Consider the following 20,931-nt stretch of genomic DNA (forward strand, 5'->3'; position numbering starts at 1 on the left):
TCGGGTGCGAAACTGTCACGGTGACCGCAACGCGCCCCGCCGACAGCGACCTCGTCGGACGATTCATCCGCCTCAGCCCGTTCGATGTCGCCGACATCCCCGAACTGCACCGAGCGCTCTGCCGGCCCGAGGTCTACGCGGGCGGCTACGGCGGTGGTCCCGACGGGCTGCCCGCCGACGCCGACGCATACGACGCGTTCGCGCGCTCGTACTACTCGGCCGGTGAGTCGGCGATGCCGTGGACCGTGCGCCTGCGCGGCGGCCCGGACGACGGTCGCGTGGTCGGTGCCACGAAGCTCGCCGACTTCGACCTGGAGAACGAGTCGGCGCACATCGGCTGGACGGCGTACGACCCCGGTGTCTGGGGCACGGCGGTGAACCCCGAGGTGAAGCTGCTGCTGCTCGACCTCGCGTTCCGCAGCGGGTTCGGTCGGGTGAAGATCCAGGCCGACGCGATCAACACCCGGTCGCGCGCCGCGATCGAGAGGCTCGGAGCGAGTCTCGACGGGGTGCTGCGGCGGCACAAGCGCCGCGCCGACGGCAGCTGGCGCGACAGCGCGGTGTACTCGGTGATCATCGACGAGTGGCCAGAGGTGCGGGCCGGCCTCGAGGCGCGACTCGCCGAGCACGCAGACCGTCCGGTCGAGGTGCGCGAGCGCAGCTAGCCCCAGAGCTCCATCGCGCCGTCGACCATCGCGGCCACGCCGCCGGCGTACGCGATGACGATCACGGCGATGCGCGCCGCGTGATGGGGGACGCGGCGGTGCAGGAGCTCGCCGAGGCCGAGGCCGACGAGCAGTGCCCCGATCACGAGCGGCCACGCGCCCGGTTCGAGCTCGGGCAGCGCCCATCCGGTCGCACCGAGCTTGCCGACGAGCGAGGCGACGCCGATCACGACGAAGTAGGGCTGGGCGGTGGCGGCGAAGCCGGCCTGCGGCCAGCGCGTCGCGACCGCATAGACGCTGAGCGCCGGGCCGCCGACACCGGCCGACGCGTTCATGAATCCGGATGCCGCACCGGCGACGATCGCCGGAGTGCGACCCGTCGCGACGTGGTCGGTGCGGGTCACGAGCAGCGACACGGTGAGTGCCACGACGACGAGCACGCCGACCCCGAGCTGGAGCACCGGCCCGGGCAGGCGTGCCGCGACGAGCGCACCGACGACGGTGCCGACGAGCGCCGGCACCACGAGCCATCCGAATCGCTGCCAGTCGACGAGCTTCCACACCCTCGGCAGGATGAGCAGGGAGGAGAGCACGGCGCAGAGGTTCACGAGCACGACACCGTCGAACGGGCCGAGCAGGATCACGAGCGCGGGGGCGGCGATGAGCGCGAAGCCCATGCCCGTGATGCGCTGCGCCAGTGCGCCGACGAGCACGGAGACGGCGACGGGCAGGAGCACCGGGCGAGTCTACCCGGGGTGCTCTCGGAGGAGCGCCCCACGGGCAGCGCTGCGCGGCGCTCGGGGGAGCGCTCGGGCTCGGCTCAGCGCATCGAACGGCGGCGCAGGCGGGCCGTCGCGATCGCCGAGGCTCCGGTGATCAGGGCACCGAGCGCGATCCACGCGGCGGTGCCGACGGCGGGATCCACGCCGGTGGCCGGCAGGGTGCCCGCGGGCGCGGTGCCGCCCGTCGGCGGAGTGGTCGGCGGAGTGGTCGGGGTCGGCGCATCCGCGAGCAGCACGAAGTCCTGGTCGCTGAACGCCTCGCCGGCATCGGTGATGGTGACCGTGAGCGTCGAGGGTCCGACCGCGGTGTACCCGGGGGGTACGGTCATGGTCATGGTGTACTCGCCGGGCGGCAGCGCAGCCAGCGCGTAGGCCCCGTCGGAGCCGCTCGAGATCGGCGTCGGCCCGTCGGGGCCGGTGATCGTGATGGTCGCGCCGGGGAAGGGCGTGCCGTCGTCGGTGGTGACGGCGCCCTCGATGCTGCCGGTCTTCGCGAGCGCGAAGTCGACGCCCGTCACCTCGGTCTCCGCGACGGATTCGGAACGCGTCGAGGGCCCGACGGCGATGGTGCCGTCCGGCGTGGTCATCGTGACCGTGTAGTCGCCGGCCGGCAGGAGCGGGAAGCGGTAGGTGCCATCGGCGCCCGTGACGGTCGAGACGGGGTCGCCGGGGCCGGTGAGGGTGACCGTGACGCCCGGAACACCGGCGCCCGCGGCGGTCACGGTGCCCGAGAGCGACGGGTTCGCGGTGACGACGAAGTCGACGCCCGTGATCGGCGTCTCCACGCCGTCGGGAACGGTGAACGGCGGCGGGCTCGTGGTCACGGTGTAGCCGTCGGGCGTCGTGATCGTCGCGGTGTAGTCGCCCACCGGCACGGTGTCGAAGAGGTAGTTGCCGGCGCTGTCGGTCGTCGTCGTGACGTCGCCGATGGTCACGGAGACGCCGCCCATCGGGTTGCCCTCGGAGTCCGAGACGTTGCCCGAGACCGCGACCGGCACGATGTCGCGGATCGTGAAGTCGACCACGGCGTCGGCGGTCGACAGGTCGGCCGGCTTGCGGGAGGCGTCGACGGCGATCTTGCCCGCGGGCAGCACGGCCTCGACGGTGTACCCGTCGGTGGCGAAGAAGCCCGGGAAGCCGTAGAGGCCGCCGCCGGCGGTGGTCGTCGTGCCGACGACGGCGCCGTTGCCGTCGATGAGGTTGAGGGTGACACCGTCGACGGGGCCGGTGCCCGAGTCGGTGACGGTGCCGGTGACGTCACGGGCAAGGGAGGCGAACCAGGTCTGGTAGACCGGCAGCCCCGAGCGCCGGGCGAACACGAACGTGAGCGAGGAGATCGGCACCGAGGGCTCGAACCATGCGGCCGCGCCGTTCGTGTCCATGGCCGCGACGTTGCCCGTGAGGGTGAGCGTCGCGGGGTCCCAGCTCGGTACGTCGGCCGCGTCGCCCGTGCACGAGGGCTTGCCGGCGACGCCCGGCGCGCAGTAGTTGAAGCCGCCCTGGAACCCGAGCTCGTCGGCCGTGAGCGGCGCACCGTCGGCGCCCACCGCGGCGATGCGCACCTGGTCGGCGTCGATGTCGCCGAGCACGAAGGTCCAGTTCGACGACGGGGTCGGCGTCGGGAACGAGTAGGTCGTCGTCGAGGCGCCCGCTGCCGTGTCGGCCTTCGGCCGGAGGTTCAGGTACGGCTGGTTCTGGCTCGAGCCGTATTTCGCGCCGACCGGAGTGCCCTGTGCGAGCCAAGCGGATGCCCCGGAGATGACGCCGACCTGACCGGCACGGGAGTCGCTCGTGACCGAAGCGGCGAGCGCCGGCTGCCCGGCCAGGGTCATCGTGGTCTGGAACGCGCCGCCGGCTCCGGTGAGCGGCGCCCAGGCCGCCCAGCTCGCGGTCGTCGCGGCCGAGGCCGGTGTGATCGCGACCGTCGTCAGGACGGCGGCGGTGATGAGACCGGTCAGACCGGCCAAGAACATGCGATTCCCCCGAGGCATGGCGACCAGCATATTCGCCCGGTTCGACCAGCGCACCCCTTCGGACAGAGACAGGGGGACTGGCCCGCCTCTCGCGAACCGGTCAGTGCACGCGCCGTTCCGGAACGTGCAACCGGGTGAGGAACGCGTCGGCGCCGCGGGGGATGCCGCGGTGGTCGGCCCGCGACACGAGCACCGTCACGAGCACGGCGAGGGGCACGGTCCAGGCGGCCGGCTGCTCGAGGAACGGGCGGAGCACGGGTACCGCCGCGGCGAGCAGCGGGCCGCCGAGGATGGCCCCGCCCGAGAGCAACGCCCCCGTGAGCATGCCCGCGATCGCACCGCGCGCGGTGAGCCCGCGCCACCAGATGCCGAGGATCAGCATCGGGCACAGGGTCGACGCCGTGAACGCGAAGACGAGCCCGACGCTGCCGGCGAGACCGGTCGACTCCGTCGAGAGCGCCACGACGAGCGGGATGAGCGACGAGACCACGGCCGCGATACGGAACCCCCGCACGCTGCCGCCGAGCAGGTCCTGGCTGATGACGCCGGCGAGCGAGACGACGAGCCCCGACGACGTCGAGAGGAACGCGCCGAACGCACCTGCGATGACGAGGGCGGTCAGCAGTTCGCCCCAGATGCCCGGCACGAGCCGCCCGGGCAGCAGCAGGATGAGCGCGTCGGCCTCTCCCGATGCCGCGAGGTCGGGTGCGAAGGCCCGCCCGAGCAGACCGAACGCGGTCGGGAAGAGGTAGAACACCGAGAGCAGGGCGAGCACGATGACGGTCGTGCGGCGCGCGGCCACGCCGTCGGGGTTCGTGTAGAAGCGCACGAGCACGTGCGGCAGCCCGAGCGTGCCGAGGAGCAGCGCCACCATGAGCGAGACCGTGCGGTAGACGTCGAGGTCGGCGGGGCCCGCTGCCGGAGGGAACGCCTCGGCGGGCGTGAGCTGCGCGGGCGGCTCGCCGCCGCCGACGATGAGCAGCAGCGCCACGACCGGCACCGCGAGCGCGGTGAGCTTCAGCCAGAACTGGAAGGCCTGCACGAAGGTGATCGAGCGCATGCCGCCCGCGGCGACGATGACCGCGACGAGCACCGCGACCGCGACCGAACCCACCCACGAGGGCAGCCCCGTCGTGATGCGCACCGTGAGGGCCGCGCCCTGCAGTTGCGGCACGATGTAGAACCAGCCGACGACGATGACGAGCGTGGACGTCACGCGCCGCGCCCAGGTCGATTCGAGCCGCGCCTCGGTGAAGTCGGGGATCGTGTACGCGCCCGAGCGGCGCAGCGGGGCCGCGACGAAGAGCAGGAGCATGAGGTATCCGGCCGTGTACCCGATCGGGAACCACAGCCCGCCCGAACCCTGCAGCAGGATGAGCCCTGCGATGCCGAGGAACGACGCCGCCGAGAGGTACTCGCCGCCGATCGCCGAGGCGTTCCACCACGGCCGCACGGTGCGCGAGGCGACGTAGAAGTCGCTCGTCGTGCGCGAGACCCGCAGCCCGTAGAAGCCGATGAGCGCCGAGGCGAGCGCGACGGCGGCGATCGCGGCGTAGCCGATGACGGGGTTCACTCCGCCTCCGTGAGCGAGCGGTAGCGCGCCTCGTTGCGCGAGGCGGCGCGAACGTAGAGGCCGGCGACGGTCAACGCGAGCGGGTAGACCCCGACGCCGAGCAGCAGCCACGAGGCGGGCACGCCGAACACGAAGCTCGAGTCGAGCGCGGGCACGAGCGCGATGGCGAGCACGAAGAGCGCGGTGGCCACCGCGAAGCCGATGGCGAAGACGATCGCGAGCCGCAGCTGCGAGCGGATGAGCGAGCGCGCGTAGACGCCGGCGATGTCGCTCGTCGGCGCGCCGCCGTGCTGCGGCAGCGGGCGAGCGGATGCCCCGCCCCCGCCCGGTCGCGGAGCGGTGACGCGAACCCGGGGCGGCGGCCCCGCGGCATCCGCTCGCCCGCTCGACGACTCGGTCACGGCGACGTTCTCGGGCGGATGCTCGTCTGCTCGAGGCGCTCGCGGAGCGCCGGCAGCAGCCGCCGGCTCACGGGCAGCTCGGCCTGGCCGACGGTGACGCTCGGGTGGTCGGAGCCCAGCCGGATGCGGCTGAGGTGCGCGAGCGACACGAGGTACGAGCGGTGCACCCGCACGAAGCCGGCGTCGGCCCACTGCCGCTCGAGGTCGCTCAGCGGCACCCGCACGAGATAGCTCGCTTCCTCGGTGTGGAGCCGCGCGTAGTCGCCCTGCGCCTGCACGTAGCGCACGTCGTCGCGCCGGATCATGCGGGTCGTGCCGCCGAGGGTGACGGCGATCATCTCGGGTTCGGCGGATGCCCCGTGCGTCGCATGGCTCGCGGACGCGGCCTTCAGCGCCTCGACGATGCGGCCGACCGAGCGGTGCAGCCGCTCCGTGCGCACGGGCTTCAGCAGGTAGTCGACCGCGGCGAGGTCGAATGCCTCGAGCGCGCCCTCCTCGTCGGCGGTGACGAAGACGAGCACCGGGCGGTGCTCGAAGCGGGCGAGCGCCCGGGCGAGGTCGAAGCCCGTGAGGCCGGGCATGTGGATGTCGAGGAACGCCGCGTCGACCGGCTCCCTCGTGAGCAGGCGGATCGCCTCCGACCCCGATGAGGCCTGGTGGATCACGCCGATGCGCGGGTCCTGCCCGAGGAGGAACGCGAGCTCGTCGATCGCGGGCTGCTCGTCATCGGCGATGAGCACGGAGATCATGGTTCAAGTCTCCCATCGGGGGTTCCGGTCGACGAGGGGCGCCTGGGCCCCGACTTCGGCACGCGCATGCGCACGAGCGTGCCGGCGCCGACGTTCGTCTCGACCACGAGGCCGAGTTCGTCGCCGTAGACCTGGCGGAGGCGCGCGTCGACGTTGCGGAGCCCCACGTGCTCGGCGTCGGCCGGGCCGCCAGCGAGCACCGCGGCGAGCACCTCGGGATCGATGCCGACGCCGTCGTCCTCCACGCTGATCTCGGCGAACGCGCCGGAGTCGGCGGCCGTGATCGTGATGCGCCCGCCGCCCTCCTTCGACTCGAGGCCGTGCCGCACTGCGTTCTCGACGAGCGGCTGGATCGAGAGGAACGGCACGACGGTCGAGAGCACCTCGGGCGCGATCTGCAGGGTGACCTTCAGGCGCTCGCCGAAGCGCGCGCGCTCGAGCCGCAGGTAGCTGTCGATCGAGCGCAGCTCCTCGGCGACGGTCGTGAAGTCGCCGTGGCGGCGGAAGGAGTAGCGGGTGAAGTCGGCGAACTCGAGCACGAGTTCGCGGGCCTGCGCGGGGTCGGTGTTGATGAACGAGGCGATCGCGTTCAGCGAGTTGTAGATGAAGTGCGGGCTGATCTGCGCACGGAGCGCCCGCACCTCGGCTTCAGCGAGTGCCGCGCGCGAGGCGTCGAGCTCGCCGAGCTCGACCTGAGCGGCCACCCAGTCGGCGACCTCGCCGGTCGCGCGCACGAGGCCGGCACGCACGGGGGAGGCGAAGGCGACGATCGCGCCGAGCGGGCCGGTGCTGCCGAGGATCGGGGCCACGACCGCATCCGTCTCCCAGGCGCCGATCGGGATGCGGCGCTGCACCTGCTGGCGGCCGCTCGCGATCGCCGCCGCGGCGAGTCGTTCGGCGACCGGGCGCACGGCCTCGTCGCCGTCGATCGCGATGGTGCCCGAGCGGTCGACGATCGCGAGGCTGTCGCAGCCGAGCAGCGCCCTGAGGTGCTTGCCGGCGCGCGCCGCGTCGAGTTCGTCGATGCCGCCGCGCAGATGCTTCGCCGCCTGCGAGGCGAGGTGCAGGGTCTGGTAGGTCGCCTGCTCGGCGTCGGTGCCGAGCTCCTTCGAGCTCAGCACGATGCGCCGGAGGAACACCACGAGCCCGACCGCGAGCGCTCCGCCGACCACGCCGAGGGCGGCGGCGAGCAGCATCGACTCGGGCATGCACGACAGCGTAACCGCTCGTGCCCCGCCGCTCGCTCGTCGTCGCGCACCCGCCGTTCGTCGCACCGTGAGCGCCGTTCGGCGACGACGAACGGCGACCGCCCCACGCCGGCATGCGGGCGCGCGAGAGTTGCCCCACTGCAACCGGCAGCAGCCTGGCCCAGAGCCCGGCACGACCCCCTGAAGGAGACTCGCCATGGGCAACGACGCCCTGAGCGCGGAGACCGAGACGGCCCCACCCGTCGACTACCGCGCGGTGCAACAATCCGAAGAGTTCCAGCGACTGCGTTCGAGGCACCGGAGGTTCGTCTTCCCCGTGCTGGCCGCGTGCCTCGTCTGGTACTTCGCCTACGTGCTGCTGGCCGGCTACGCGCACGACTTCATGTCGACGCCCGTGTTCGGCAGCGTCAACGTCGCCATCCTGCTGGGCCTCGCCCAGGTCGTGACGACCTTCGCCGTGACCACCTGGTACGTGCGCTACGCCAACAAGGAGCTCGACCCCATCGCCGAGGAGATCCGCGATGAGATCGAGACCGGCGCGACGTTCACGGCAGAGGAGGCGACCCGCTGATGCTGCACTTCGAAGCCGCGAGCGCCTCGCCCGGCGAGCCCTGGCTGAACATCGCCATCTTCGGCGCCTTCGTTGCGATCACGATGATCATCGTGTTCCGCGCGAGCCGCAACAACAAGACCGCCGCCGACTACTACGCCGCCGGCCGCTCGTTCACGGGCGGTCAGAACGGCTCGGCCATCGCCGGCGACTACCTCTCGGCGGCGTCGTTCCTCGGCATCGTCGGCGCCATCGCGATCACGGGATACGACGGGTTCCTCTACTCGATCGGGTTCCTCGTGGCGTGGCTCGTGGCCCTGCTGCTCGTCGCCGAGCTGCTGCGCAACACGGGCAAGTTCACGATGGCCGATGTGCTCTCGTTCCGGTTGAAGCAGAAGCCGGTGCGCATCGCAGCGGCCACCACGACGCTCGTCGTCTGCTTCTTCTACCTGCTCGCCCAGATGGCCGGAGCCGGCGGTCTCGTCTCGCTCCTGCTCGGCGTGGGCGACCAGCTCGGCCAGGCGCTCGTCATCACGGTGGTCGGTGCGCTCATGATCCTCTACGTGCTCATCGGCGGCATGAAGGGCACGACCTGGGTGCAGATCATCAAGGCGATCCTGCTCATCGCGGGCGCCGGCGTGATGACGGTCTGGGTGCTCGCGATCAACGGCTTCAACTTCTCGACCCTGCTCGACAACGCGGTCGCCGCGACGGGCAACCCCGAGATCCTGAACCCGGGCCTGAAGTACGGGGTCTCCGAGATCGCGAAGGTCGACTTCCTCTCGCTCGGCCTCGCACTCGTGCTCGGCACCGCGGCCCTGCCGCACGTGCTCATGCGCTTCTACACGGTGCCCACCGCGAAGGAGGCCCGCAAGTCGGTCGTCTGGGCGATCTGGCTCATCGGCATCTTCTACGTGTTCACGCTCGTGCTCGGCTACGGCGCGGCGGCCCTCGTCGGCGCCGACGTCATCGCGGCAGCACCCGGCGGCCCGAACTCGGCGGCCCCGCTGCTCGCGTTCGAACTCGGCGGGCCGCTCCTCCTCGGCCTGATCTCGGCGATCGCGTTCGCGACGATCCTCGCGGTGGTCGCCGGCCTCACGATCACGGCGGCGGCCTCCTTCGCCCACGACATCTATGCGAGCGTCGTGAAGAAGGGCAAGCCGGCACCGGGCGCCGAGGTCAAGGTGGCCCGTCGCACCGTCGTCATCATCGGCATCGTGGCGATCATCGGCGGCATCGGGGCCAACGGCCAGAACGTGGCGTTCCTCGTGGCGCTCGCGTTCGCGGTCGCGGCATCCGCGAACCTGCCGACGATCGTCTACTCGCTGTTCTGGAAGCGCTTCACCACGCAGGGCGCCCTCTGGAGCATGTACGGCGGCCTCGCGTCGGCGATCATCCTCATCATCTTCTCGCCGGTCGTCTCGGGCTCCGAGACCTCGATGCTGAAGTCCGAGTCGATCGACTTCGCGATCTTCCCGCTCTCGAACCCCGGCATCGTCTCGATCCCGCTGGCCTTCTTCCTGGGCTGGCTCGGCACGGTGCTCGACAAGAAGAAGGAGGACCCCGCGAAGCAGTCCGAGATGGAGGTGCGCTCGCTCACCGGCGTCGGAGCCGAGAAGGCGACGCAGCACTGAGCACCTCCCGGCGGCGAGAAGTCCCACTCGTCGCCGGGAACCCACTTCGACGCGGCGGGAATGCCTGCCCGTGCCGTGTCGTCGAGTGAAGAGGCGGATGCCGCAGCAGCACGCTGCGGCATCCGCCCTTGTCGTTCGTGGGCCCGGCCGCGCGGCCGGCCGTCGACGTGCTGCTCAGCGCACCTCGACCTGGCTGCCCGACTGCACGTCGAGGCTCACCGAGACGTACGACGGCAGCTTGCCGGCGAGATCGTCCTGGTACGTCTCGAGCGGCGGCAGTTCGCCGCCCGGGCTCTCGACCCCGACCGTGGCCTGCAGCCCGTTCCAGCTGACGCCCGTGATCGAGGCGCCCTTCGTGCCGTCGAGCCAGTCGTTCGTGACGGAGTGCAGGGTCACGGTCCACGAGGCGACGAACGCGATGATGAGCGAGTTCACGACGAGCGGGATCGCGACCACCGCGGTGAGCACGCCGACGATCGTGTACGCGCGACGGCGGTTCGCGTCGACGACGGCCTCGGGGTCGCGCGGGTAGCCGGCGAGGGTGAAGACGAGCGACCCGGCGATGATGAGCGCGACGACGTTCGAGAGGAACAGCATCGAGGCGCCGAAGGCCGCGTCGAACTGGCCCTGGCCGAGGCTGACCCCGACCACGCCGAGCGGCGGCACGAGCGAGATCGAGATCGCGACGCCCGGCAGGATGTTGCTGAGGTCGCGCCGGCACATCGCGAACGCCCCGGCGAGGCCCGTCGCGAATGCCGCGAGCAGGTCCATGAGGGTCGGTGCGGTGCGGCTCGTGACCTGCGGGTTCGTCGTGAGCTGCTGGGGATCGGGCAGGGTGTACGAGAGCAGCATGCCGAGCACGACGACGGCCACCATGCCGCCGACGAGCCAGAGCACCGAACGGCCGACGAGCGAAGCCCGCCCGGTCACGATGCCCGCGGCGACCCCGAGGATCGGCGTCGAGAGCGGGGCGATGATCATGGCCCCGATGACGGTGGCGGTGGAGTCCCCGATGATGCCCGCGATCGCGATGACCGCCGACAGCAGGAGCATGATCACGAAGCCGGTGCGCTTGGCGCGCACGTCGCCGTGGTCGAGGTCGAGCTGGTCGAGCAGCTCCACCGCCGGGTTGCGCCGGTTCGCCGGAATGAGCAGGCCTGCCACTGACGACATGCGCTGATGATCTCAGTCGAACCGAGCGGATGCCGCGGCGCAACGCCGTGCCGCGGCGCCGCGGCATCCGATCACCTGCTGATCACGCGCCCCGCGAGGCCGTGGAACGTCTCCGGCATCGCCACTGCGCGTGGAGAGCTGCGGGCGACGCTCGATCTGCCGTACGCCGCATTCGTCGCGACGCGTATGGCCGCACTCGGGACGTGAACTGGAGTGCCGCTCCTCGACCGCTCAGCGCGGTGCGGGTGCGGTCCTTCGCCGCAACATCACGGCGGCGCCCGATGCGACGAGCGCGAGCGCAGCGATGCCGATCGTTCCGTCGAAGCCGGTCTCGGCGAGTTGATTCCCCGTCTCGGAGGCCGGCGCGGTGACCGCCTCTGCGGGCGGCACCTCTGCGGGCGGCACCTCTGCGGGTTCCGTCGGTGCTTCGGTCTCCGCCGGCGCCGCGATGGTCAGCGTGAGCCAGTCCGACCTCACGAAGAATCCGGGCCCGGGCTGCTGTGCTCGCACGACGAACGCGGTCTGATCGGGGCTGTCTGCCGTCGCGGGCTCCGACGGGTCGACATGGATCTGGAACATCCCGTTGTCATCGGTCTCGAACACCTCAGCCGGGGAGCTGACCGTTTCCGGCGTGATCCTGCCGTACACGACGTATCCGGAACTGTTCGGGATGAAGCCGGAACCGGCGACATCGAATCCGTCACCCCATGCGCCGGCGACGAAGCCGGTCCGATCGATCACGATGACCGGTTCGTAGTCAGCGGGGGTCTCGGGCAGCTCTTCGGCTGCCGCTGAGGTCGCGGCGAGGCCGACGAGCAGGAAGCCCGCCGCGACGGCGATGGCGCCCTTGCGGTAGGCCGTGACGTACCTCATCACTCGTGCTTCTTTCGTTCGGGGCTCCAGGGCAGAGCGATACGGACTCACCCGATGCAAGACCGAGTGTGGAAACCCTCTCAACGCGGCTTCGAGTGTGTTGACAGTTGTATCAGAACGACTCGTGCTTCACACAGCCCTCGTCATCGACAGCCTTCCTCGCGGCATCGGGCATGCCTTCGCTGTACTGATCACGGCACTCACTGCGAACTCCTACATGTTGATCATGTGCCCCGCGAGGCCGTGGAAGGTCTCCTGCAGCGCCTCCGACAGGGTGGGGTGGGTGTGCACGTTGCGAGCCAGCTCGAGCGCGCCGAGATCCCACTTCTGCGCGAGGGTGAGCTCGGGCAGCAGTTCGGAGACGTCGGGCCCGATCAGGTGCCCGCCGAGGAGTTCGAGGTGCTTCGCGTCGGCGACGAGCTTCACGAAGCCGATGGGCTCGCCGAGGCCGTTGGCCTTGCCGTTGGCGCTGAACGGGAACTTCGACACGACCACGTCATAGCCCTCATCACGGGCCTGCTGCTCGGTCAGCCCGAACGAGGCGACCTGCGGCGAGCAGAACGTGGCGCGCGGCATCATTCGGTAGTCGCCGAGTTCCATGGTCTCGGCGTCGCCGATGGTCTCGGCGGCCACGACGCCCTGAGCCTCGGCCACGTGTGCGAGCATGAGCTTCGCGGTGACGTCGCCGATGGCGTAGATGTGCGGCACGTTCGTGCGCATGCGCTCGTCGATGCCGATCGCGCCGCGCTCGGTGAGGGCGACGCCGGCCGCCTCGAGGCCGAAGCCCTCGACGTTCGGCGCGAAGCCCACCGAGATGAGCGCGCGGTCGACGTCGAGTGAACCCGGCTGCCCGTCGGCGGCCGTGTACGAGACGGTGACGGATGCGCCGTTGTCGACGACCGACTCGACCTTCGTCGAGGTGAGGATCGGCACGCCGAGGTTGCGGTACTGGCGGGTGATCTCCTTCGAGACCTCGACGTCTTCGTTGGGCAGTGCCCGGTCGAGGAACTCGATGACGGTGACCGTGACGCCGTAGTTGCGCAGCACGTAGGCGAACTCCATGCCGATGGCCCCGGCGCCCACGATCGCGATCGAGCGCGGCAGGTCGCGCGTGAGGATCTGCGTCTCGTACGTGACGACGTTCTGCGACAACTGCACGCCGGGCAGCAGGCGCACGCGCGAACCGGTCGCGATGATCGCGTTGGCGAACGTGACCTGCTCGGTCGTGCCGTCGGACTTCGCGACGTCGATCGAGTTCGGGCCGGTGAACGAGCCCCGCCCGTCGAACTCGGTGATGCCGTTCTTCTTCATGAGGAAGTGCACGCCCTTGACGTGCTTCTCCGACACCTGGCGGCTGCGGTCGAACGCGACGCCGAAGTCGAAGTGCGCGTCGCCCGAGATGCCGAACGTGGCGGCCTGGTCGTGGAAGATGTGGGCGAGCTCGGCGTTGCGCAGCAGCGCCTTCGATGGGATGCACCCGACGTTGAGGCACACACCACCCCAGTACTTCTCCTCGATCACCGCGACGCTGAGACCGAGTTGGGCGGCGCGCACCGCGGCGACGTAGCCGCCGGGACCGGCGCCGAGGACGACGACATCGAAATGGCTGGTCATGGTCTCCAGACTATGGTCGCGAGGGCGACGATGCACCGGGGAATCGAGGCCGAACGCCATGCAGCGGATGCCTCGACTGCCGAGCTTCGGCGGATTCCGGACATGCACCCCGGCAGCGGTGTCGGGCCGTCAGTGGCCGGGCGTACGCTCGACCGGTGAGCACCAGCACCGCACCGAACGCCGTCGCCGCGGCATCCGCACCGTCGCAGCCGAACCGGCTGTCGACGTGGCTGCAGTTCCTCGGCATGGGCGTGGTCTGGGGCGCCAGCTTCCTCTTCATGAAGGTCGCCCTCGAGGGTGTGGGCTTCACCCAGGTCGCGTGGTCGCGGCTCGTGCTCGGCGGGCTCACACTCGGGGTCATCGTGCTCGTCATGCGCCCGCGGGTCACGTCGCCCACGGGGGAGCGCGGCCCGGTGCTGCCGCGCCAGCCGATCGTGTGGCTGCACTTCACGGTCATCGCGATCAGCGGATGCGTCGTGCCCCACATGCTCTTCGCGTGGGCCGAACTCCACGTCTCGTCGAGCCTCGCCTCGATCTACAACGCCGTCACCCCCATCACGACGGCGCTCATGGCCACCCTCGCGTTCCGCGTCGAGAAGCTCGCCGCGGCGCAGTGGGCAGGAGTGCTCGTCGGCATCGCGGGCGTCGTCGTGATCATCGGGCCGTGGCAGTACGCCGCGCTCACCGGGAGCCTGCTCGGTCAGCTCGCCTGCCTCGGCGCGGCCGTCTGCTACGGGTTCACCTTCGGCTACACGCGCAAATTCCTGAGCACGCGGCCGATCGCCCCGGCGACGTTCGCGTTCCTCAACATCGGCATCGCGGGCGCGATCATGCTCGTGCTGACCCCGGTGATCGCGTGGCAGCCGGTCGAACTCGATCTCGCGATCGTCGGCTCGCTGGTCGCCCTCGGCGTGCTCGGCACCGGGCTCGCCTATATCTGGAACATCAACGTGCTGCGCGCCTGGGGCCCCACGAACGCGTCGACGGTCACCTACGTCACTCCGGTGGTCGGCGTCGCACTCGGGGTGCTGCTGCTCGGCGAGCGCTTCTCGTGGCACGAGCCGATCGGCGCGGCGCTCGTGCTCCTCGGCATCCTGCTCGCGCAGGGCCGTCTGCGCCTTCCGCGCCGGGGCATCGCCGCCGCCTGACTGGCGCCTGACCCGCTCCGGCGCTCTCGCTCCTCCGCTGTGATCCGGCGAAGGGGTTGACAGGCGCACGCGAGCATGGTTGGTTAGTTACACAAGTAATGAACCAACCAAGGTTCGACGCAGCAAAGGGCGGGCATGGACGAATCGCGTCCGATCTTCATCCAGATCGCAGAACAGATCGAGAACGACATCATCGACGGGTCGCTGCCAGAAGGCGGCCAGATCCCCTCGACGAACGAGTTCGCCGCATTCCTGCGCGTCAACCCGGCCACAGCACTGAAAGGGGTGACCCGCCTTGTCGACGACGGCATCGTGGAGAAGCGAAGGGGCATCGGCATGTTCGTGACGATCGGCGCCCGTGAACGGCTCGTCGAACGCCGGCGAGCGGGCTTCGCCGCCGAATTCCTCAGACCACTCATCATCGAGGCCGAGAAGCTCGGCATCGACATCGACGAACTCGCGGGCATGCTCCGCGCGGAAAGGATCCAATCATGACCGGCACAGTGGTGCGCGCCACCGGCCTCACGAAGCGCTACGGCTCGTTCACGGCCGTCGACGCGGTCGACTTCTCCCTCGAGGAGAATCGCATCTACGGCCTGCTCGGGCGGAACGGCGCGGGCAAGACGACGATCATGCAGCTGCTCACGGGCCAGCTCTTCGCGAGCGCCGGGCGTCTCGAGGTCTTCGGCCGCGAGCCCGCCGAGCACGCCGACGTGCTGCGTCGCATGTGCTTCATCGCCGAGTCGCAGCGCTACCCCGAGGACTTCACACCGGCGCACGTCTTCAAATCGGCCCCGTGGTTCTTCGAGAACTGGGATGCCGCGTTCGCCGAGCAGCTCGTCAGCGACTTCCGCCTCCCGATGAAGCGCCGCATCAAGAAGCTCTCGCGCGGTCAGCTCTCGGCCGTCGGCGTCATCGTGGGTCTCGCGAGCCGCGCGCCGCTGACGTTCTTCGACGAGCCCTACCTCGGACTCGACGCGGTCGCCCGGCACATCTTCTACGACCGCCTGCTCGAGGACTACGTCGCGCACCCCCGCACCGTCGTGCTCTCGACTCACCTGATCGACGAAGTCGCGAACCTGCTCGAACACGTGATCCTCATCGACCAGGGGCGGATCCTCCTCGACCGCGACGCCGACGAGGTGCGCGGCTCGGCGACCACCATCGCCGGCCCGCGGAACACCGTCGAAGCGTTCGTCGCCGACCGGCCCGTCATCGGGCGGGAAGGCCTCGGCGGACTGGCATCCGTGACGATCGACGGCCGTCTCGACCAGCGCGACCGCATCCAGGCGGCCGAGCTCGGCCTCGAGCTCGCGCCCGTCTCGCTCCAGCAGCTCATCGTCCACTTGACCGGCACCGACCTCGCCGGTTCGACCGAACAGGAGAACGCAGCATGACCGCCGTCGCGACCGCACCCGTCGTGCGCACCGAGGCCCGTTCACGGGCCCACGAGATCTGGCGCATCGTGCGCCTGCACGCCGTCAACCCGTCGATCTTCTTCGGTATCCCGTGGATGATCATCGGCGCCGCGTGGGCGATCTCGCTCATCATCACGCTCATCATCCGGGCGGGTTCCGGCGGCGACGTGACCACCGAAGACCTCGACAACATGCGCTACAGCTGGGCGGTGCTCTCGCCCCAGTGGTACCTCGTCGTGGTGGGCGTGCAGGCGATCGGATTCACCTTCTCGTTCGCGCTCGGCTTCGGCACGACGCGTCGCGACTTCTGGGTGGGCACGAGCGTCATGTTCCTGCTCGTGTCGATCATGTACGCGGCCGCGATCGCGACGCTCGTGCAGATCGAGATCGCCACCGACGGCTGGGGGCTCGGCGCGCACATGTTCGACGCGCTCTGGTACGGCCAGAACTGGTTCCTCGACTTCTACACGAGCTTCGCGTTGCAGCTCCTCGTGCTCTTCATCGGTGCGAGCGTCACGACCGTCTACATGCGCTGGCGCATGCGCGGCATGATGATCCTGCTGTTCACCGCGATCGCCCTGCTGCTCGCCGCGATCACCGGGGTCACCCTGACCGGTTCGTGGCCGTCACTGTTCGCCTGGTTCGGCACGATCGGCATCGCCGGCGTCTTCAGCGTGGTGCTGGGGCTCGCGGTGGTCTCCGCGATCGTCGGCTACTTCGTCATCCGGCGGGCGACGCCCCGCTGATCGAGCGGGTCATCAGCCGCGGCGCGGCATCCGGTGGGGGTCGGATGCCGCGCCGCACCCGTTCGCCTCGAGCGCGCCGTCATCCGCGAGGATGACGGCGCCGGTGCGTGAATACGGCCCGCGACCGACGCGCCGCCCCGGCCCGCCCCGGCAGGCTCGGGGGTATGAGTTCCTTCGTGATCGAGGCATCCGGCCTCAGCAAGTCGTTCGGCCAGACGCACGCCCTCGCGGGCGTCGACCTCCAGGTGCGCACCGGGGAGGCGATCGCCATCATGGGCGCCTCCGGCTCGGGCAAGACGACCCTGCTGCACTGCCTCGCGGGCATCACCCGTCCCGACGCGGGCACGGTCGACTTCCAGTCGGGCGCAGGGCGCGTCGAGGTCACGTCGCTCAGCGAGCGCGAGCGCTCGCGGCTGCGCAGGGAGGCGTACGGCTTCGTCTTCCAGCAGGGGCTGCTGATCCCCGAGCTCACCGCGGTCGAGAACGTCGCGCTCGCGCTCATGCTGAACGGCATGCCGCGTGCCCGCGCCGAGGAGTACGGCCGCGGATGGCTCGCGGCCCTCGGTCTCGCCGGCATGGAGGACCGCCGCATCGGCCAGCTCTCGGGCGGCCAGGCGCAGCGCGTCGCGATCGCGCGGGCACAGGTCACCGGGGCATCCGTCGTCTTCGCCGACGAGCCGACCGGTGCGCTCGACTCCGCCACCTCCGCCGAGGTCATGCAGGCACTGCTCGACTCGACCACCGGTCAGGGACGCACCCTCGTGGTCGTCACGCACGACGCGGATGTCGCGGGCCGCTGCTCCCGCATCGTCGACATGCGCGACGGCCGCATCGTGGGCGAGCGCGTGCCCGGGGTCGCCGCATGATCGCCCGCGTCGCGTGGCTGCTCGCCAGGCCCGGCACCTCCGGTGCCGCGGCGAGCCTCCTGCCCGTCACGGCCTTCGCGATCGTCACCGCGCTGCTCCTCGTCGTGCTCGGCGGCGCCCAGTCGTTCTGGACCTGGAGCGACGACATCGGCGTGACCTACCAGGCGCTCGCGGTCATCGCCCTCGTGCTGCTCGTGGTGCCGCTCGCCTCGCTCGGCGGTGCCGCCGCCCGTCTCTCGGCCCGGCGGCGCGACGACCGGCTCGCGACCCTGCGGCTGCTCGGCGCCACTCCCGCGACCGTGTCGGCGCTCGCCGTGCTCGAGTCGGTCGTGCTCGCAGCGGCAGGTGCCATTGCGGGCGTGGTGCTGTACTTCCTGCTCGTGCCGCTCGTCGCGCTCATCCCGTTCCGGGGCGAGCCGCTCGGTGTCGACGGCGTGCTGCTCGGACTGCCCGCGCTCGCCGCGGTGTTCGCAGGCGTCGTGCTGCTCGCTGCGGCGAGCGCCGTGCTCGGCCTCCGCCAGGTCGTCATCTCGCCGCTCGGCGTGCGCACGAAACAGGACGCCCCGAAGCTGCACTGGCTGCGCATCGTCATCGGCGTCGCGGTCATCGCGATCGCGTTCCTCATGATGAGCGTGCTGCAGGTGGCCGGTTCGATGCTGGTCATCTTCGCGATGCTCGGGCTCGCGTTCGGGGGCACCATCGCCGTGCTGAACCTCATCGGCCCGTGGGTCATCCGCCTCGTCGCGCAGTCGCAGGCGCGACGGGCGAAGACGCCGGCGCGGCTCCTCGCGGCCCGTTCGGTGCTCGAGTCGCCGAAGGCGGCCTGGCGTCAGGTCTCGGGCGTCGCGATGACGAGCTTCATGGCCGTGTTCGCGGGCACCGGCATCGCGCTGCTCGGCTCGTTCGGCGAAGCAGGCGACGTGGAGTCGATGCAGCTGTTCGACGACATCCGCACCGGGATCCTCATCACGGTCATCGGCTCGTTCCTCATGGTGGCCTCCTCGGTCGGCGTGAACCAGGCCGCCGGCATCCTCGATCGCGGCGAGCTCTACCGCTCGCTCGACATGCTCGGCATGCCGACGCCGACCATGGACTCGGCGCGTCGCCGAGCGGTCATGTCGCCGCTGCGCATCACCGCGATCGGGTCGGCGGTGACCGCGGCGATCGTGATGCTGCCGCTCACGGGCGCGGCGATCATCGTCGCGCCGCTCTCGCTCGCGGTCATCGCCGGCGTGCTCGCAGCCGGCATCGGGGTCGTGTGGCTCGGGCTGCTCGCGACGAAGCCCATGCTCGAGCGGGCGGCGGCGGGCTGAGACCTGTGCGGGCTGAGGCCTGTGCGGGTTGAGCCTGTGCGGGTTGAGCCTGTCGAAACCCGGGATGGGTTTCGACAGGCTCAACCCGCAGGGGGGTTCGACAGGCTCAACCCGCAGGGGTTTCGACGGGCTCAACCCGCAGGCGGGGCTGCAGGTACGCTCGAAGCATGAGTGACGGGTCCTTCGACGAACGTGATGCTGCCATGAGCGAGCTGCTCGGCATCCGATCCAGCATCGACAACATCGACGCGGCCCTCATCCACCTGCTCGCCGAACGCTTCAAGTTCACCCAGCAGGTCGGCCGGCTGAAGGCCACGCACGGACTGCCGCCGAGCGACCCCGACCGTGAGCGACGTCAGATCGCCCGGCTCCGGAACCTCGCGATCGACGCGCACCTCGACCCGGCGTTCGCCGAGAAGTGGTTCAACTTCGTCGTCGCCGAAGTGATCCAGCACCACGAAGAGCTCGCCAACGGCGCGGCTTCGGGCACCTCCGACGAGCTGTGAGCTCCGGGCTGTGAGCTGGTACCCGGCGGCCGTTCCGTCGCAGGCGGGCAAGCGCTACCTCGTGACCGGCGCGAACGCCGGAATCGGATTCTTCACGGCGGCTCGGCTCGCCGGCGCGGGCGCGCACGTCGTGCTCGTCGGGCGCAGCCCTGAGCGGCTCGAGGCGGCGATGGCCGCGATCCGCGGCGCGCGCCCCGAGGCATCCGTCGAACCGCTGGTCATCGACGTCGCCTCGCTCGACTCGGTGCGCGCCGGTACCGCGCGCCTGCTGCACCGCCCGCCGTTCGACGGCGTGGTGGCCAACGCGGGCATGGTGCACACGCCGAGCACCCGGCTGGAGTCGCCCGACGGCAACGAACTCGTGCTCGCGACGAACGTGCTCGGCCACTTCGCGCTGCTCGCGCAGCTGCTGGGGCACCTCGCGCCGGGCGCGCGCATCGTCACGCTCGGCTCGTTGTCGAGCCGGCTCTCGACGTTCCGCATCGACGATCTGCAGCAGCTCGAGCGCGGCTACGACTCGTGGCGCGCCTACGCGCAGTCGAAGATCGCGACGCAGGTGTTCGCCTTCGAGCTCGACCGGCGGCTTCGGGCGGTGGATGCTTCCATCTCGAGCATCGTCGCCCACCCGGGCTACTCGACGGGCGGCAGGACGCCGCGCGTGCCCGGGGTCAACGAGCCGTCGACCGCGAAGCGGTTCCGCGACGCGCTGCAGGCAGCGTGGGCGCAGGGCAAGCATCGCGGCGCCGAGGTGCCGCTGCACGCGCTCACCGCCACCGGCGTCGAGGGCGGTCAGTTCTGGGGACCACGGTGGACGACGAAGGGCGAGCCCGTCCTGCACACTCCGACGCGCACGTCGACGGATGCCGCGATCGGCGCCCGCTTCTGGGCCTTCGCCGAAGACGCCACGGGCACGACGTTCACCGTGGGCGCATGAGCGAGCCGGCAGAGCAGCCGCGGTTCTTCGCGCGGCCGAAGGTGCGCCGCATCCTCTCGCGCGTCGTGGTCGCCGTCGGCATCGTGCTCGCCGTGATCGGCGTCGTCTCGGGCCGCTACGGGTGGCTCTTCTCGGGCATCATCGTCGTCGGCCTCGGCGCCGCGATGGGGCCGGGGCGCATCCGCCGCTGACGCGAGGGCGCTTCGCGAGCGATCAGCCGAGCACCACGGTCGTCGGCACCGGATTCGCGAAGAGGTCGAGCACCGGGCAGTGCGCGTCGACGGTCTCGCGGAGGGTCTCGTAGCGCTCGTCGCTCTCGGGGCCGTGGAGCTTCACCGTGAGACGGACCTGGTTGAAACCGGCACGCACGGACTCGTCGATGCCGAACAGCTTGCGCGCGTCGAGGTCGCCCTCTGCCGTGATCTCGATGTCGTCGAGCTGGATGCCGAGCGCGCCGGCGTACAGCCGGTAGACCACGATCTGACAGGAGATGAGCGCACCGAGGGCGTACTCCACCGGGCTCGCGGCGACGTCGTCGCCGGCGAGGGCGGCGGGTTCGTCGACCTCGAAGCGGTGGCGGCCGGCGGTGATCGCGCTCGCGACGGCGCCGGTGCCGCGGCCCGTCACGGTGTACGTGAGGTGGGCGGCGTCGGGGTTGCGCTCGATGCGGTCGGCCCACGCAGCGCCGGCTGCGGCGAGTCGCTCCGCGCGTTCGGCGGGCGGGAAGGCGGTCGTGGCGGTGTCGTCCAGGAGAGTCATGCCCGAACGATATGGGGCGGCGGAGGTCGGCTGCTCGCAGCCGCGT

Annotated in this window: 23 protein-coding genes; 13 read left to right on the plus strand and 10 right to left on the minus strand. The window is 70.8% G+C overall.

Translation table 11 applies throughout. The features are described from left to right. Positions 1 to 20: 20 nt before the first annotated feature. A complete protein-coding gene (locus BUR99_RS06775; RefSeq protein ID WP_074259641.1) occupies positions 21 to 665 on the plus strand; it encodes a GNAT family N-acetyltransferase in 645 nt (214 codons plus the stop codon). Here the strand turns inward: BUR99_RS06775 and BUR99_RS06780 are convergent. From BUR99_RS06780 to BUR99_RS06805, 6 genes are all read right to left on the minus strand, one after another. After that, entirely contained in the window at positions 662 to 1,402 is a 741-nt protein-coding gene (locus BUR99_RS06780; protein WP_074259642.1) for a sulfite exporter TauE/SafE family protein, read from the minus strand. The two genes, BUR99_RS06775 and BUR99_RS06780, sit on opposite strands and share 4 nt — an antisense overlap. Positions 1,403 to 1,485: 83 nt before the next feature. Next, a complete protein-coding gene (locus BUR99_RS06785) occupies positions 1,486 to 3,438 on the minus strand; it encodes an MSCRAMM family protein (protein ID WP_234980775.1) in 1,953 nt (650 codons plus the stop codon). Positions 3,439 to 3,520: 82 nt separating this feature from the next. Beyond that, positions 3,521 to 4,993, minus strand: coding sequence for a sodium/solute symporter (locus BUR99_RS06790; RefSeq protein WP_074259644.1), 1,473 nt, complete (start codon positions 4,991 to 4,993; stop codon positions 3,521 to 3,523). Beyond that, positions 4,990 to 5,394 carry a DUF485 domain-containing protein gene (locus BUR99_RS06795; protein WP_074259645.1) on the minus strand — a complete coding sequence of 135 codons (405 nt, stop codon included), beginning with the start codon at positions 5,392 to 5,394 and terminating at the stop codon, positions 4,990 to 4,992. Before BUR99_RS06795 ends, BUR99_RS06790 begins: the two co-directional genes overlap by 4 nt. Next, the gene (locus BUR99_RS06800; RefSeq protein WP_074259646.1) at positions 5,391 to 6,143 is read right to left on the minus strand and encodes a LytR/AlgR family response regulator transcription factor; all 753 of its coding nucleotides are present in this window, start codon (positions 6,141 to 6,143) and stop codon (positions 5,391 to 5,393) included. The genes BUR99_RS06795 and BUR99_RS06800 overlap by 4 nt, the downstream gene beginning before the upstream one ends. Then, positions 6,140 to 7,351, minus strand: a complete 1,212-nt coding sequence (locus BUR99_RS06805; RefSeq protein WP_074259647.1) for a sensor histidine kinase — start codon at positions 7,349 to 7,351, stop codon at positions 6,140 to 6,142. The genes BUR99_RS06800 and BUR99_RS06805 overlap by 4 nt, the downstream gene beginning before the upstream one ends. 196 nt (positions 7,352 to 7,547) lie before the next feature. Here BUR99_RS06805 and BUR99_RS06810 point away from each other — a divergent pair, with 196 nt between their 5' ends. After that, entirely contained in the window at positions 7,548 to 7,922 is a 375-nt protein-coding gene (locus BUR99_RS06810) for a DUF485 domain-containing protein (protein ID WP_074259648.1), read from the plus strand. Then, entirely contained in the window at positions 7,922 to 9,535 is a 1,614-nt protein-coding gene (locus BUR99_RS06815; protein ID WP_074259649.1) for a solute symporter family protein, read from the plus strand. Before BUR99_RS06810 ends, BUR99_RS06815 begins: the two co-directional genes overlap by 1 nt. A gap of 174 nt (positions 9,536 to 9,709) precedes the next feature. Here the strand turns inward: BUR99_RS06815 and BUR99_RS06820 are convergent, their stop codons facing one another. Then, the gene (locus BUR99_RS06820; protein ID WP_074259650.1) at positions 9,710 to 10,708 is read right to left on the minus strand and encodes a TIGR00341 family protein; all 999 of its coding nucleotides are present in this window, start codon (positions 10,706 to 10,708) and stop codon (positions 9,710 to 9,712) included. Positions 10,709 to 10,714: 6 nt separating this feature from the next. On the opposite strand from BUR99_RS06820, the gene BUR99_RS06825 reads away from it, so the two are divergent. Continuing rightward, a complete protein-coding gene (locus tag BUR99_RS06825; protein WP_074259651.1) occupies positions 10,715 to 10,915 on the plus strand; it encodes a hypothetical protein in 201 nt (66 codons plus the stop codon). Positions 10,916 to 10,939: 24 nt separating this feature from the next. Here BUR99_RS06825 and BUR99_RS06830 read toward each other — a convergent pair whose 3' ends face one another. Further along, the gene (locus tag BUR99_RS06830; RefSeq protein ID WP_074259652.1) at positions 10,940 to 11,581 is read right to left on the minus strand and encodes a hypothetical protein; all 642 of its coding nucleotides are present in this window, start codon (positions 11,579 to 11,581) and stop codon (positions 10,940 to 10,942) included. 213 nt (positions 11,582 to 11,794) lie between these two features. Continuing rightward, complete coding sequence (lpdA, locus tag BUR99_RS06835; protein WP_074259653.1) at positions 11,795 to 13,195, minus strand: dihydrolipoyl dehydrogenase; 1,401 nt, start codon at positions 13,193 to 13,195, stop codon at positions 11,795 to 11,797. A 218-nt stretch (positions 13,196 to 13,413) separates the two neighbouring features. Here lpdA and BUR99_RS06840 point away from each other — a divergent pair, with 218 nt between their 5' ends. The 9 genes from BUR99_RS06840 to BUR99_RS06880 all read left to right on the plus strand — a co-directional run bounded on the left by BUR99_RS06840 (position 13,414) and on the right by BUR99_RS06880 (position 20,317). Next, positions 13,414 to 14,343, plus strand: a complete 930-nt coding sequence (locus BUR99_RS06840; RefSeq protein ID WP_143231578.1) for a DMT family transporter — start codon at positions 13,414 to 13,416, stop codon at positions 14,341 to 14,343. A 135-nt stretch (positions 14,344 to 14,478) separates the two neighbouring features. Continuing rightward, a complete protein-coding gene (locus BUR99_RS06845; RefSeq protein WP_074259654.1) occupies positions 14,479 to 14,838 on the plus strand; it encodes a GntR family transcriptional regulator in 360 nt (119 codons plus the stop codon). After that, positions 14,835 to 15,740, plus strand: coding sequence for an ABC transporter ATP-binding protein (locus tag BUR99_RS06850; protein ID WP_074259655.1), 906 nt, complete (start codon positions 14,835 to 14,837; stop codon positions 15,738 to 15,740). Before BUR99_RS06845 ends, BUR99_RS06850 begins: the two co-directional genes overlap by 4 nt. Then, positions 15,737 to 16,507 (plus strand): hypothetical protein, encoded by a 771-nt coding sequence (locus tag BUR99_RS06855; RefSeq protein WP_074259656.1) that lies wholly within the window; start codon positions 15,737 to 15,739, stop codon positions 16,505 to 16,507. Before BUR99_RS06850 ends, BUR99_RS06855 begins: the two co-directional genes overlap by 4 nt. Positions 16,508 to 16,671: 164 nt before the next feature. Continuing rightward, the gene (locus BUR99_RS06860; RefSeq protein ID WP_074259657.1) at positions 16,672 to 17,373 is read left to right on the plus strand and encodes an ABC transporter ATP-binding protein; all 702 of its coding nucleotides are present in this window, start codon (positions 16,672 to 16,674) and stop codon (positions 17,371 to 17,373) included. After that, a complete protein-coding gene (locus tag BUR99_RS06865; protein ID WP_074259658.1) occupies positions 17,370 to 18,686 on the plus strand; it encodes an FtsX-like permease family protein in 1,317 nt (438 codons plus the stop codon). The genes BUR99_RS06860 and BUR99_RS06865 overlap by 4 nt, the downstream gene beginning before the upstream one ends. 167 nt (positions 18,687 to 18,853) lie before the next feature. Further along, a complete protein-coding gene (locus BUR99_RS06870; protein ID WP_074259659.1) occupies positions 18,854 to 19,192 on the plus strand; it encodes a chorismate mutase in 339 nt (112 codons plus the stop codon). Positions 19,193 to 19,202: 10 nt separating this feature from the next. After that, positions 19,203 to 20,126 (plus strand): SDR family NAD(P)-dependent oxidoreductase, encoded by a 924-nt coding sequence (locus BUR99_RS06875; protein WP_074259660.1) that lies wholly within the window; start codon positions 19,203 to 19,205, stop codon positions 20,124 to 20,126. Then, positions 20,123 to 20,317 (plus strand): hypothetical protein, encoded by a 195-nt coding sequence (locus BUR99_RS06880; protein WP_074259661.1) that lies wholly within the window; start codon positions 20,123 to 20,125, stop codon positions 20,315 to 20,317. Before BUR99_RS06875 ends, BUR99_RS06880 begins: the two co-directional genes overlap by 4 nt. Positions 20,318 to 20,339: 22 nt before the next feature. On the opposite strand, the gene BUR99_RS06885 is transcribed toward BUR99_RS06880, so the two are convergent. Next, positions 20,340 to 20,885, minus strand: coding sequence for an OsmC family protein (locus BUR99_RS06885; RefSeq protein WP_074259662.1), 546 nt, complete (start codon positions 20,883 to 20,885; stop codon positions 20,340 to 20,342). Between the last annotated feature and the right edge of the window lie 46 nt (positions 20,886 to 20,931).

The sequence above is a fragment of the Agromyces cerinus subsp. cerinus genome (genome assembly GCF_900142065.1).
Classification (GTDB): Bacteria; Actinomycetota; Actinomycetes; order Actinomycetales; family Microbacteriaceae; genus Agromyces; species Agromyces cerinus.